Source organism: Streptomyces sp. NPDC094147 (assembly GCF_044764265.1).
Lineage (GTDB): Bacteria > Actinomycetota > Actinomycetes > Streptomycetales > Streptomycetaceae > Streptomyces.
Genome location: NZ_JBIWHT010000008.1, coordinates 106,768 through 119,463 on the forward strand (window position 1 = coordinate 106,768; position 12,696 = coordinate 119,463).

Annotated in this window: 9 protein-coding genes; 4 read left to right on the forward strand and 5 right to left on the reverse strand. The window is 71.4% G+C overall.

What is annotated here, in order from left to right; all coding sequences use genetic code 11:
* Positions 1 to 2: 2 nt before the first annotated feature.
* The 3 genes from ccrA to ACIQ8J_RS15195 form a co-directional block, all read right to left on the reverse strand.
* The gene (gene ccrA / locus ACIQ8J_RS15185; protein WP_403272275.1) at positions 3 to 1,340 is read right to left on the reverse strand and encodes a crotonyl-CoA carboxylase/reductase; all 1,338 of its coding nucleotides are present in this window, start codon (positions 1,338 to 1,340) and stop codon (positions 3 to 5) included.
* A 389-nt stretch (positions 1,341 to 1,729) separates the two neighbouring features.
* Entirely contained in the window at positions 1,730 to 2,536 is an 807-nt protein-coding gene (locus ACIQ8J_RS15190) for a TetR family transcriptional regulator (RefSeq protein WP_403272274.1), read from the reverse strand.
* Positions 2,537 to 2,627: 91 nt separating this feature from the next.
* The gene (locus ACIQ8J_RS15195; protein WP_403272273.1) at positions 2,628 to 4,409 is read right to left on the reverse strand and encodes a 3-hydroxyacyl-CoA dehydrogenase family protein; all 1,782 of its coding nucleotides are present in this window, start codon (positions 4,407 to 4,409) and stop codon (positions 2,628 to 2,630) included.
* A gap of 364 nt (positions 4,410 to 4,773) precedes the next feature.
* Here ACIQ8J_RS15195 and ACIQ8J_RS15200 point away from each other — a divergent pair, with 364 nt between their 5' ends.
* Positions 4,774 to 5,352, forward strand: coding sequence for an adenylosuccinate lyase (locus ACIQ8J_RS15200; RefSeq protein WP_403272272.1), 579 nt, complete (start codon positions 4,774 to 4,776; stop codon positions 5,350 to 5,352).
* 40 nt (positions 5,353 to 5,392) lie between these two features.
* On the opposite strand, the gene ACIQ8J_RS15205 is transcribed toward ACIQ8J_RS15200, so the two are convergent.
* Positions 5,393 to 5,794 carry a RidA family protein gene (locus ACIQ8J_RS15205; RefSeq protein ID WP_403272271.1) on the reverse strand — a complete coding sequence of 134 codons (402 nt, stop codon included), beginning with the start codon at positions 5,792 to 5,794 and terminating at the stop codon, positions 5,393 to 5,395.
* 55 nt (positions 5,795 to 5,849) lie between these two features.
* Positions 5,850 to 6,887 (reverse strand): Rv2578c family radical SAM protein, encoded by a 1,038-nt coding sequence (locus ACIQ8J_RS15210; protein ID WP_403272270.1) that lies wholly within the window; start codon positions 6,885 to 6,887, stop codon positions 5,850 to 5,852.
* A gap of 162 nt (positions 6,888 to 7,049) precedes the next feature.
* On the opposite strand from ACIQ8J_RS15210, the gene ACIQ8J_RS15215 reads away from it, so the two are divergent.
* The 3 genes from ACIQ8J_RS15215 (at position 7,050) to ACIQ8J_RS15225 (ending at position 12,635) form a co-directional block, all read left to right on the forward strand.
* Positions 7,050 to 7,493, forward strand: coding sequence for an SRPBCC family protein (locus tag ACIQ8J_RS15215; protein WP_403272269.1), 444 nt, complete (start codon positions 7,050 to 7,052; stop codon positions 7,491 to 7,493).
* Positions 7,494 to 7,680: 187 nt separating this feature from the next.
* Positions 7,681 to 10,074, forward strand: a complete 2,394-nt coding sequence (locus ACIQ8J_RS15220; RefSeq protein ID WP_403272268.1) for an MFS transporter — start codon at positions 7,681 to 7,683, stop codon at positions 10,072 to 10,074.
* A gap of 134 nt (positions 10,075 to 10,208) precedes the next feature.
* A complete protein-coding gene (locus tag ACIQ8J_RS15225; RefSeq protein ID WP_403272267.1) occupies positions 10,209 to 12,635 on the forward strand; it encodes a SpoIIE family protein phosphatase in 2,427 nt (808 codons plus the stop codon).
* Positions 12,636 to 12,696: the final 61 nt, after the last annotated feature.

Below are 12,696 nucleotides of genomic sequence, written 5' to 3' on the forward strand. Positions count from 1 at the left end.
CCTCAGATGTTACGGAAGCGGTTGATGGCGTCGATGTGCTGCGCGCGCAGTTCGGGGTCGCTGACGCCGAGGCCCTCGCGGGGGGCGAGCGCGAGCACGCCGACCTTGCCCTGGTGCAGGTTGCGGTGCACGTCGTAGGCGGCCTGCCCGGTCTCCTCCAGGGAGTACACCTTGGAGAGCGTCGGGTGGATCTTGCCCTTGGCCACCAGGCGGTTGGCCTCCCACGCCTCGCGGTAGTTGGCGAAGTGCGAGCCCACGATCTTCTTCAGCGACATCCACAGGTAGCGGTTGTCGTACTCGTGGTTGTAGCCCGAGGTCGAGGCGCAGGTCACGATGGTGCCGCCCTTGCGGGTGACGTACACGCTCGCGCCGAAGGTCTCGCGGCCCGGGTGCTCGAAGACGATGTCCACGTCCTCGCCGCCGGTGAGTTCGCGGATGCGCTTGCCGAAGCGCTTCCACTCCTTGGGGTCCTGGGTGTGCTCGTCCTTCCAGAACTTGTAGCCCTCGGCATTGCGGTCGATGATCGCCTCGGCGCCCATGGCCCGGCAGATCTCCGCCTTCTGCGGCGAGGACACCACGCAGATGGGGTTGGCGCCGCCCGCGAGCGCGAACTGCGTGGCGTACGAGCCGAGTCCGCCGCTCGCACCCCAGATCAGGACGTTGTCGCCCTGCTTCATCCCGGCGCCGTTGCGGGAGACCAGCTGGCGGTACGCGGTCGAGTTGACCAGACCGGGCGCCGCCGCCTCCTCCCAGCTCAAGTGCCGCGGCTTCGGCATGAGTTGGTTGGACTTGACGAGCGCGATCTCGGCGAGGCCGCCGAAGTTGGTCTCGAAGCCCCAGATGCGCTGCTCGGGGTCGAGCATCGTGTCGTTGTGCCCGTCGGAGCTCTCCAGCTCGACCGACAGGCAGTGCGCGACGACCTCGTCGCCGGGGCGCCAGGCGTTCACGCCGGGCCCGGTGCGCAGCACGACGCCCGCCAGGTCGGAGCCGATGATGTGGTACGGCAGGTCGTGGCGCTTGGTGAGCTCGCTGAGCTTGCCGTAGCGCTCCAGGAAGCCGAAGGTCGCCATCGGCTCGAAGATCGAGGTCCAGACCGAGTTGTAGTTGACCGAGGAGGCCATCACGGCCACCAGGGCCTCGCCCGGCCCGAGTTCGGGCACCGGCACGTCGTCCAGGTGCAGGGACTTGCGGGGGTCCTTGTCGCGGGTGCTGAGCCCGGCGAACATCTCCGTCTCGTCCTTGTGCACGGTGATCGCGCGGTACGACTCGGGGAGCGGCAGAGCGGCGAAGTCGGCGGAGGTGGACTCCGGCGACTGGATCGCGTCCAGGATTTCCTTCACGGTGTTGCCTCCGGCGAAGCGCCCGAAAGGGGCGTTGAGGGTCTTCGGGGGTGGTGCTGTGGAGGTGTGCCGTCGGTTCGGCGGTGTGGTGCTCGTGCGGCGGCGCCTGGTGGGCGCGGGAGGGGTGCCTGTGACGCAGGCGTCCGGGCGCACTCGCCAGTGGCGGCTTGTGGGGACAGCCGGCGTACGAAAGGTCTCTGCACGCCGGCCGCCCGGACAACATCAACGTATGACACCCGGTGCCAACTGACAAGGCACTGCGTGCCAACAATTTCTCTCAATTGCGTAATGACCTGCGCAGATGAGCGATGATCGATCGTTGCAGGTCAGGGCGTACGCCGATGGCCGCACCCCTCGGTGAGGGATGCGGCCATCGGGGCGGAGCGCGGCTACCTGGTCTTGAGAGCCTGCTTGATGCTCTGCATGATCTCGTCCAGCGGCGCGTCGGTGCGGGCCACCGCGACCAGCACCTCGTCGCTGGTCGACACGGTGGCGGCGGCCGGCCGGGGCTTGGCCGTGCGGCCCGCTCCTATGCCGGATCCGAAGGTGTCCCGGACGATCGCGAAGGCGTGGTCGAGCTGGGCCTCCACATCGCCCTGGCCGCCGGCCCGCAGCCAGCGGCGCAGCACGTGGTTGTGCGCGGTGACGACCGCGGACGCGGCGACCTCGGCGAGCAGCGGGTCGTCGTTCCCCGGCTGGTGGTCGTGCTCGTCGAAGTGGCCCAGCAGGTAGCGGGTGAAGAGGCGTTCGTAGCGGGCGACCGAGGCGATCTCGGCCTCGCGCAGGGTCGGCACCTCGCGGGTCAGCTTGTAGCGCGCCACGGAGACAGAGGGGGAGGCCGCGTACATCCGCATGACCTCCTTGATGCCTCGGCACACCGTGTCCAGCGGATGCTCGTGCGGCGGCGCGGCGTTGAGCACCGCCTCGGCCCGTACCAGGGTGTCGTCGTGGTCCGGGAAGATCGCCTCTTCCTTGGAGCGGAAGTGCCGGAAGAAGGTGCGCCGGGCCACCCCGGCGCGGGCCGCGATCTCGTCGACGGTGGTCGCTTCGTACCCCTTGGCGGAGAACAGCTCCATCGCCGCGGCCGCCAGCTCGCGGCGCATTTTGAGACGCTGGGCGGCCGCCCGGCTGCCCGCGGCACTCTCCGGGGCGTCGGGCACAGCGTTCGTACGGGAGGACCTGGCTGGCTGGGGCATGGACCGAACGTACTGCATATGTGCAGGAAGCCGCGTCCCTGGGGGCGAGCTGCCGGGAGGCTGGAGCAGCCCGCCCCACCCTGCTTGCGGGTCAGCGCCGGGCATACTCGCGGAATCCGCGGCCCGTCTTGCGGCCCAGGCAGCCGGCCGCGACGAGGTGTTCGAGCAGCGGCGCGGGGGCCAGGCCCGGGTCGCGGAACTCGGCGTGCAGCACCTTCTCGATGGCGAGCGAGACGTCCAGGCCGACCACGTCCAGGAGCTCGAAGGGCCCCATCGGGTAGCCGCCGCCGAGCTTCATCGCGGCGTCGATGTCGTCCAGCGTCGCGTAGTGCTCCTGCACCATCTTGATCGCGTTGTTGAGGTACGGGAAGAGCAGCGCGTTGACGATGAACCCGGCCCGGTCGCCGCAGTCCACCGGGTGCTTCTTGATCTTCGCGGTGACCTCGCGGACGGTGGCGTGCACCTCGTCGGAGGTGAGCACGGTGCGGACCACCTCGACCAGCTTCATGGCCGGCGCCGGGTTGAAGAAGTGCATGCCGATCACGTCCTGCGGGCGCGAGGTGGCGCGGGCGCAGGCGACGACGGGCAGCGAGGAGGTGGTGGTGGCGAGCACCGCGCCCGGCTTGCAGATCTTGTCGAGGGCGGCGAAGAGCTGCTGCTTGACCGCCAGGTCCTCGGCGACCGCCTCGACCGCGAGGTCGACCTCGGCGAAGGCCTCCAGGGCGCCGGCGGGCGAGATGCGGTTCAGCGTCTCCTGGCGTGCCTCGGCGGTCATCCGGCCCTTCTCGACGGAGCGCGAAAGCGACCTGCCGATACGGGACTTGGCGGTCTCCGCCTTCTCCAGACCGCGGGCCGCGAGCACCACGTCGTACCCGGCCTTGGCGAAGACCTCCGCGATGCCGGACGCCATGGTCCCCGAGCCGGCCACGCCGACCGAGCGGATCTCGCGGCCGCCGCCCGAGCCCGCGGTCGGGTCCGGGGTCTGGGCGTCGGCCACCACGACCGAGCTGCCCTCGGCTTCGTAGGTGTAGAAGCCGCGGCCCGTCTTGCGGCCGGTGAGTCCGGCCTCGGCGAGCTGGCCGAGGATCGGCGCGGGGGCGTGCAGCCGGTCGTGCGAGGCGGCGTACATGGCCTCCAGAACGGTGCGGGCGGTGTCGATGCCGATCAGGTCGAGCAGCGCGAGCGGGCCCATCGGCAGCCCGCAGCCCAGCTTCATCGCGGCGTCGATGTCCCCGCGGGAGGCGTACTTGGACTCGTACATCGCGGCGGCCTGGTTGAGGTAGCCGAAGAGCAGCCCGTCGGCGACGAAGCCGGGGCGGTCGCCGACCGCGACGGGCTCCTTGCCGAGTTCGACGGCGAGCGCCTGCACGGCGTCGACCGCCGGGGGAGCGGTGAGCACGGACGAGACGATCTCGACCAGCTTCATCGCGGGCGCCGGGTTGAAGAAGTGCAGACCGAGGACGCGCTCGGGGTGCGCGGAGTCGGCGGCGAGCCGGGTCACCGAGAGGGCGTTGGTGCCGGTCGCGAGGATCGCGGTGGGCGCGACGATGGTGTCCAGCGCGTGGAAGACCTGCTGCTTCAGTTCGTACGACTCGGGCACGACCTCGATGACGAGCTCGGCCTCGGCGGCGGCCTGGAGGTCGGTGAAGGTACGGAACCGGGCGAGGATGTCGCCGCGCTCCCGCTCGGTGATCCGCTCGCGGGCCACCGCACGGGCCGTGGAGGCCTCCAGCGAGACGACGGCCTGGCGGGCGGCGCGCTCGCTGATGTCGATGCCGATGACCTCGCGGCCCGCGCGGGCCAGGACCTCGGCGATGCCGGTGCCCATGGTGCCGAGGCCGACGACGGCGACAGTGTTCAGGGGGATGTCCATCACGGGACTCCAGGGATGAGTGACGACTGAGAGAGGGGCGCACGGAACCGGCGTACGGGAACGCTCGGATACGCCGACGGGCGTACGGCGTGCGGGAGTTGAGTCGTGGTGCAAAGGGCCGACGGCCCTGTCCCGGGGCGCGTCGTACAGAACTGCCGAACCGACGAACACTCGCGGTGGCTGCGTCACCAGGCCACCGGAGTCGACGGGGGTTACCCGCTCACTTGAGGTTAACTGGCGAGTAACGAGCGCGCCAGACCCTGGATACAGGCAGTCGATGTGATCTGGCTCGCCCCAGTGGCGCGGCCCGGACGCCGCGCCTTACCCGGCCCTGATCCGCCGGACACCCCCTAGGCTTTTGGTCATGGATGAGGAGTTCCGGTCGCTCGCGGACCGGGTGCGGGACGAGGCGGGCGCGTCGGAGTCGTACGGACGGCTGCTCGCCACCACCGACCACGACGAGCTGGCCGCGGTGCTCACCGAGCGCGAACGCCCGCTGTGGGCGCGGGAGATCGCCGCGTTCCGGCTCGGCGTGGCGGGCGACCGGCGGGCCTTCGAGTCGCTGGTCCTGCTGCTCAACCACCGCGATCCGGAGCGCTGTGTGAGCGCCGCGTACGCGCTCGCCAGGCTGGGCGACCCGCGCACCGCGCGCGCGGCGGCGGCCCTGGCGACCAATGGACTGCGCACGGCCTACGCGCTGCACCCGGTCCGGCTGCTCACCGAACTCCGCGCCCCCGAATCCGTACCGGCCCTGATCGCCACCCTCCAGCCGCTTCTGTCTGCGCACACCCCCTACTGGCGGGTGGCGCTGGCCTGCGTCGAGGGTCTGGGCCAACTCGGCGACGAGCGGGCCGCCGATGTCCTGACCGAGGCCCTGGCCCACCCCCGCCTCGCCCGAGCGGCGGCCATGTCGCTGCGCCGGATCACGGCGAACCGGGCGTGAACGCCCTTCGTTTCGGCGGCAGTTAACGCCCGGACCGGCCTCACGCCTCCCCGGTCACCGCGAACGCCTCGATCTCCACCAGCAGTTCGGGCCGGAACAGGGCGGACACCTGGACCGCCGAGCTGGCCGGCAGATGGTCGGGGCCTATCACGGCGTCACGGGCCGCCCGGACCGCCGGCAGATGGGCGATGTCGGTGACGAAGTAGGTCAGCTTCACCACGTCCTCGAACGTGGCTCCCGCCGCGGCCAGGCAGCGGCGCAGGTTCTCGAAGACCTGCTCGGCCTGGGCCCCCGCGTCGCCCTCGCCGACCACGGCGCCCTTCTCGTCCAGCGCGCACTGGCCCGATATCGCGACGAACCGGCCGGTGCCCCACACCACATGGCTGTAGCCGTTGCCGGGAGCGACGCCCTCGGGCGCGGAGATGCGAGTCAGCGAAGTCATGCGGACATCCTCGCGCACGCCACTGACAATCCGGCCCCGGGGCCCGGTGACCAGGTCACAGCAGGGTCAGCTGGGTCGGCTCCGGTGGGGCGGGTGCCACCGCGGCCGGGATGCGGCGGGCCGCGCCGCGGTGGGCCGGGCCGATGCCGAACTCGGTGGCCAGCTCGTGCACCTGGCCGGTGATCCGGCGCTGGTACCACTTCGGCGCGTACGCCCCCTCCGCGTACAGCCGCTCGTACCGGCGCACCAGATGGGGGTGGTGCTGCCCGAGCCAGGCCATGAACCACTCGCGGGCCCCGGGCCGCAGATGAAGCACGAGCGGGGTCACCGACGTCGCACCCGAAGCGGCGATCGCGCGGACCGTGGCGCGCAGCTGGTCGGGGTGGTCGCCGAGGAACGGGATCACGGGGGCCATCAGGACCCCGCAGCCGATGCCGTGCTCGGTGAGGGTGCGTACGACGTCCAGGCGGCGCTCCGGTGCGGGCGTACCCGGCTCGACCGTGCGCCACAGCTCCCGGTCCACGAAGCCGACCGAGACCGAGATGCCCACCTCGGTCACCGCGGCCGCCTCCTTCAGCAGCTCCAGATCGCGCAGGATGAGCGTGCCCTTGGTGAGGATGGAGAACGGGTTCGCGTGGTCGCGCAGGGCCGCGATGATGCCCGGCATCAACTGGTAGCGGCCTTCCGCCCGCTGATAGCAGTCGACGTTCGTGCCCATCGCGATGTGCGCGCCCTGCCAGCGGCGGGAGGCGAGGTGGCCCCGGAGCAGCTCCGGCGCGTTCACCTTCACCACGATCTGCGAATCGAAACCCAGCCCCGTGTCCAGGTCCAGATAGCTGTGCGTCTTGCGGGCGAAGCAGTACACGCAGGCGTGCGAGCAGCCGCGGTACGGGTTGACGGTCCACTCGAACGGCATGCGGGAGGCGCCCGGGACCCGGTTGACGATCGAACGCGCCCGGATCTCGTGGAAGGTGATCCCGCGGAACTCCGGGGTGTCGAACGTCCGGGTGGTCACCGCGTCCGCGGCGAACAGCGCGGCCGCCCCGGCCCGGACGGCCGAGTCGTCGTCATCGGCGAGATTCTCCCAGCGCATGAACGCCTCCTCCGGTCCCACGGGCCTGCTCGGTCACTCCCACCCCAGAATAGAACACATGTTCCCTTCTTGATCGCAACCCGGATTGTGGCGGCCGAGCCCGAGGTGATTGGCTTGGCGCACCCCGAAAACCCCGGAAACACAACTGCTGGAGGAAGTGCCATGGCGCAGGTCGAGGCCACGACGGAGCGGATCATCGCGGCGGATCCGGAGACCGTGTTCGACACGCTCGCCGACTACAAGGACGGCCGCCCGGGGCTCCTGCCGGAGCACTTCAGTGAGTACCAGGTGCGCGAGGGCGGCGACGGCGAGGGCACCCTCGTCCACTGGAAGCTCCAGGCCACCAGCAAGCGGGTGCGCGACTGCCTCCTGGAGGTCACCGAGCCGACCGAGGGGCAGCTGGTCGAGAAGGACCGCAACTCCTCCATGGTCACCACCTGGACGGTGACGCCCGCGGGCGAGGGCCGCTCCAAGGTCGTCGTCAGCACCGTGTGGAACGGCGCCGGCGGCATCGGCGGATTCTTCGAAAGGACCTTTGCCCCCAAGGGACTTGGCCGCATCTACGACGCCCTGCTCGGCAAGCTGGCCGCCGAGGTGGAGAAGTAGCCGGAGGGGGTCTCCCGCCCGGTCACCGGTTCGGGTGGTTTTCCGTACCGTTCCGTTGTGCGCCGCAGGGGCCCCCGCCAGCGCATAAGCCCCCGGCGCACGCCGCCCGTCCCCACTCGTCTCGCTTGCCCCGGTTGTCGCGTAATGCGAGAAATGATCGGCGCAAGCGCGACGAGGGGAGAGTTACGTGGGCGGGATCACTCTGGTGAAGGACGAGCGGGCCGCCGAGCCCGCCGCGGCCCCGGCGGCCCAACCGCCGGTTGGCCAACTCCCCACGCCACACCCGCCGTTGACCCCCCGCCGGGTGCGCACGATCTTCTTCGGGCTGATGCTCACCCTGCTGCTCGCGGCGCTCGACCAGATGATCGTCGCGACCGCGCTGCCGAAGATCGTCGGCGATCTGCACGGCCTCGACAAGGTGTCCTGGGCCGTCACCGCCTATCTGCTCGCCTCCACCATCGGACTGCCGATCTACGGCAAGCTCGGCGACCTCTTCGGCCGTAAACCCGTCTTCCAGTTCGCGATCGTCGTGTTCGTCGCCGGCTCCGCGCTGGCCGGCTGGTCGCGCACGATGGACCAGCTCATCGCCTTCCGGGCGATCCAGGGCATCGGCGGCGGCGGACTCATGATCGGCGTACAGGCGATCATCGCGGACATCGTGCCGCCGCGGCAGCGCGGCCGGTTCATGGGCCTGATCGGCGCCGTCTTCGGGCTCGCCTCGGTGGCGGGGCCGCTGCTCGGCGGCTTCTTCACCGACCACGCCTCCTGGCGCTGGTGCTTCTACATCAACGTCCCGTTCGGCCTGGCCACCCTCGCCGTCATCACCGTCGTACTGAAACTGCCGAGGCCCGATGCACGCCCCCGCCTCGACGTGCTCGGCGCGCTGCTCCTCGCCACCGCCTCAACCTGCCTGGTCCTGCTGACCAGTTGGGGTGGCACCGAGTACGCCTGGGGCTCGCGGACGATCCTCGGGCTCGCCGCGGGGGCGGCCGGAACGACCCTGCTGTTCCTCGTGGTCGAGACCTACGCGGCCGAACCGGTCATCCCGCTGCGGCTGTTCCGCGACTCGATCTTCAACGTCTCCGGGCTCGTCGGCGCGGTCATCGGCGTCGCCCTCTTCGGCGCCGCCAGCTATCTGCCGACCTTCCTGCAGATGGTCGACGGGGCCAGCGCCACCGAGTCCGGGCTGCTCGTCCTGCCCATGATGGGCGGCATCGTGGCCGCCTCGATCATCTCCGGCCAGCTCATCAGCCGCACCGGGCACTACAAGCTCTACCCGATTCTCGGCGGCGCGGTCTCCGCCGTCGGCATGTGGCTGCTCTCCCGCCTCGGGACCGACACCCCGCGCCTCGACTACAGCATCTGGATGGCCGTGCTCGGCGCCGGCATCGGCCTCGTGATGCCGGTCCTGGTCCTCGCCGTGCAGAACGCAGTCGACCCCGCCGACCTCGGCACCGCCACCAGCGCCAACACCTACTTCCGGCAGATCGGCGGCAGCGTCGGCGCCGCCGTCTTCGGCACCCTCTTCACCAACCGCCTCGCCCACGCGCTCACGGAGCAACTCCCGGCCGGAGCCCGACTGCCCGACCCCGAGTCGATCACTCCGCAACTGGTCCACGCCCTGCCGCCCGCGCTGCGCGACGGCTACATCCGGGCGTACGCCGACGCCATGCCGCGGATCTTCCTCTACCTCGTGCCGGTGCTCGTGCTCGGCTTCGTGCTCGCCTTCTTCCTCAAGGAGAAACCGCTGGTGTCCCAGAACGCCCCCGCCGCCGAGACCGCCCCCCTGCCCCACGCGCGCACCGCCAACTCCGGCTACCAGAGCGGCGTTCCGGTCTGCGGCACGGTCCAGCACCACGACGGGACCACCGTGCCGCGCGCCGCCCTCACCCTCGTCGACGTACGGGGCCAGCAGGTCGGGCGCGGGGCCAGCGGCGCGGACGGGCGGTACGCGCTGAGCGTGCCCGGCGCCGGATCGTACGTCCTGATCGCGGCGGCCGGCGGGCACCAGCCGCAGGCCGTCGCCGTGACCGTCGGCGAACGGGCGGTCGACCTCGACGTGGTGCTCGGCGGCGCGGGCCGGCTCGCCGGGGCCGTCGTCACCGCCGACGGCAGCCCCGTGCGGGACGCCGCCGTCACCCTCACCGACGTACGCGGCGAAGTCGTCGCCTCCACCCGCAGCGGACGCGAAGGAGGCTATGTGATCGGCGAGTTGGTGGCGGGGGAGTACACCCTGGCCGCCAGCGCGCCCGCCTTCCGGCCAGCCGCCCTGCCGGTGAGCGTGCAGGCGTCCCGCGAGACCCGGCAGGACATCGAGCTGGCCGGCGGGGCCGTGCTGCGCGGCACCGTCCGAGCGGGCGGCGGACGCCCTGTGGAGGACGCCCGGGTGACCCTCCTCGACGCGGCGGGCAATGTCGTGGACACCCTCACCACCGGACCCGACGGCATCTTCCGGTTCGTCGACCTGTCCTCCGGCGAGTACACGGTGATCGCGGCGGGCTATCCGCCGGTCGCCACCGTCCTCCAGATCGCGGGCGGCGGACGCACCGAAAGAGACCTCCAACTCGGCCACGAGGACTGACTCTTCTTCAACTCCGGCGGCCCCTCCGCGCGGGCGTGCGCCTCTTGCGGAGTTGCCCCGCGCGCGGACGCCCGATGGCCGTACGGTGGTCGTACTGCCGCGGATCGAGGCGGCGGGGAAGGAGCCTTCCACCCATGGACAGTGGCACTCCGCCGACACCGCTGCGGCAGTTCGCCGTGGCCGGCCGGATTCCGCTTGCCGTGATCGTCGTGGACGGCGACGGCCTGGTGTCGCACTGGTCCTCCGGTGCGCGCAGGCTGTTCGGCCCCGCCAAGGAGGAGGCCGTCGGCAGGCCCGCCGCGGATCTGCTCCCGGTCTCCGGGGCGCTGGAGCAGGGATACGACGACTACGAGGCGTTCGAGGAGTTCGGCCCCGGGCTCGACGCCCCGCTGAACGGCCGCACCGCCTACCCCAGCGCGGGCCGGGCCGCCTTGTCCGAGCCCGGCCGCGACCGGGCCGACGTGCTGTGGTGGGCGTACCCGCTGATCGGCCCCGGCCCCGGCCGCCTCCTGGTGCTCGCCGCGGACGTCGCCCAGCTCCACCACGAGACCGGCGCCGACGGCGGCCCCGTCGAGCGGATAGCGCCCGGATTCGCCCTGCACACCGACTTCCCGGGCGCCGACGAACTGGCCCGGCGGCTGCCGGAGATCCTCCCCAGCATGAGCGTCGGCGAGAGCTCCCGCATCGTCGCCCAGGTCCTCGAACTGGGCTATCCCGTCCTGGAGTTCAGCCAGCACGACCGCGTCCCGGTGACACCCGACTGGGGAGTGCCCCGGCGTGCCGAACCGCGCTCCGCCCGGCGTCTGCACCCTTTGCAGCCGGTGTCGCGGACCTTCCCGCCCTCGCCCGAATTCGCCGCGGACCTCGAATACGCGGCGGTGCGCGAGCGGCTCGAATTCCTCAACGAGGTCAGCGGACGCATCGGCTCCTCGCTCGACCTGTCCCGCACGATCCAGGAAGTCAGCGCGGCCGTCGTGCCGCGCTTCACCGATGTCGCCGGTACTTACCTGCGCGAACAGGTCATAGCGGGCGAGGGCTTCCCCGACGGGCCGCCGGACGAGCGGACCCTGTGGCACCGCGTCGCCGTGGAGCACGTGGACGAACCGGGCCGCTGGGACGACGTGGTGCCGGTCGGAGAGTCCATGCCGTTCCCCGCCCACACCCCGTTCTTCCAGTGCATGACCTCGGGCGAGCCCGTCCTCGTGCCCCGCATCAGCGAGCAGATGGGCACCGCCATCGCCTCGCAGTTCGAGAAGCGCGACATCCGGCCGCTGATCAACGGCCGTTCGATGCTGGTGGTCCCCCTCAAGGCGCGCAACGTGGTGCTCGGCTTCATGATCCTGCTGCGGCACGCCGAGCGGGCCGAGTTCAACGACATGGACCGCGTGACCGGCGCCGAACTCGCCGCGCGCGCCGGGCTCGTACTCGACAACGCCCGCATGTACACCTACCAGGAGAGCGTCGCGGAGACGCTCCAGGACTCGATGCTGCCGCAGGTCACCCCGCGCATGGCGGGCTGCGACACCGCCACCCGCTATCTGCCCGGCACCCTCCTCGGCCGGGTCGGCGGCGACTGGTTCGACTCGATCAAACTGCCCGGCTCGCGGACCGCCCTGGTGGTCGGCGACGTCATGGGCCACGGCCTCAACTCGGCAGCGATGATGGGCCAGTTGCGTACGGCCGTGCAGACCATGGCCGCCCTCGACCTGCCGCCCGGCCAACTCCTGCGCAACCTGGACGACTTGGCGCAGCGCCTGGGCGAGCACTACCTCGCGACCTGCCTCTACGCCGTGTACGACCCCATCAGGGGCGAGCTGCTCATGGCCAACGCGGGCCATGTGCCGCCGGTGATCGTACGGTCCGCCGACGGCCGCAGCGAGCTCCTTGAACTGCCCACCGGCGCCCCGATCGGCGTCGGCGGGGTGCCCTTCGAGACGGCCCGCATCAGGGTCGAGCCCGGTGACCGCTTGGTCATGTGCACGGACGGTCTGGTGGAAGTGCGCGGCGAGGACATCGGCGTCGGCCTCGCCACGCTCTGCGAGTACGCGGCCCACCCCGCGGCCTCCATGGACGACGCCTGCGACGCGATCATCCGCGCCCTCAACACCCGCGGCGGCCGCAAGGACGACGTGGCGCTGCTCATGGCCCGGCTCAACGGCATCGGCCGTGACGACGTCGCCGAGTGGCGGCTCGCCACAGATCCGCGGGAGGTGGGCCGGGCCCGCCGCCTGGTCCGCCGGCAACTCGCGCTGTGGGGCCTGCCGGAGATCTCCGAGACGGTCGAGCTGCTGGTCAGCGAGGTCGTCACCAATGGCATCCGGCATGCGCACGGCCGCCGGGTGGAGCTCCGCCTGGTCCGCGCCGAGGCGCTGCTGTGCGAAGTGGTGGACGACGACCACACTCTGCCGACGCTGCTGAGCGCCGGCCCGCGCGACGAGGCGGGCCGCGGGCTCCGGGTGGTCAGCGCGCTGGCCAGGGAGTGGGGCACCAGCCGCACCGGCGACGGCAAGACCGTCTGGTTCGACGTGGCGCTTCCCCGCACCCGGCGCGGGCCCCGCTGACCTGTGCCGCCCTTTCCGGCGCCCCCTCAACACGCCCCCTCAACTCCCCTTCTTCGAACGG

What these genes read in the sequence shown, in the direction of transcription:
- ACIQ8J_RS15205 (WP_403272271.1), bottom strand. Translation starts at nt 5,794, where the DNA reads ATGACTTCGCTGACTCGCATCTCCGCGCCCGAGGGCGTCGCTCCCGGC.
- ACIQ8J_RS15190 (WP_403272274.1), bottom strand. Translation starts at nt 2,536, where the DNA reads ATGCCCCAGCCAGCCAGGTCCTCCCGTACGAACGCTGTGCCCGACGCC.
- ACIQ8J_RS15200 (WP_403272272.1), top strand. Translation starts at nt 4,774, where the DNA reads ATGGATGAGGAGTTCCGGTCGCTCGCGGACCGGGTGCGGGACGAGGCG.
- ACIQ8J_RS15215 (WP_403272269.1), top strand. Translation starts at nt 7,050, where the DNA reads ATGGCGCAGGTCGAGGCCACGACGGAGCGGATCATCGCGGCGGATCCG.
- ACIQ8J_RS15195 (WP_403272273.1), bottom strand. Translation starts at nt 4,409, where the DNA reads ATGGACATCCCCCTGAACACTGTCGCCGTCGTCGGCCTCGGCACCATG.
- ACIQ8J_RS15210 (WP_403272270.1), bottom strand. Translation starts at nt 6,887, where the DNA reads ATGCGCTGGGAGAATCTCGCCGATGACGACGACTCGGCCGTCCGGGCC.
- ACIQ8J_RS15225 (WP_403272267.1), top strand. Translation starts at nt 10,209, where the DNA reads ATGGACAGTGGCACTCCGCCGACACCGCTGCGGCAGTTCGCCGTGGCC.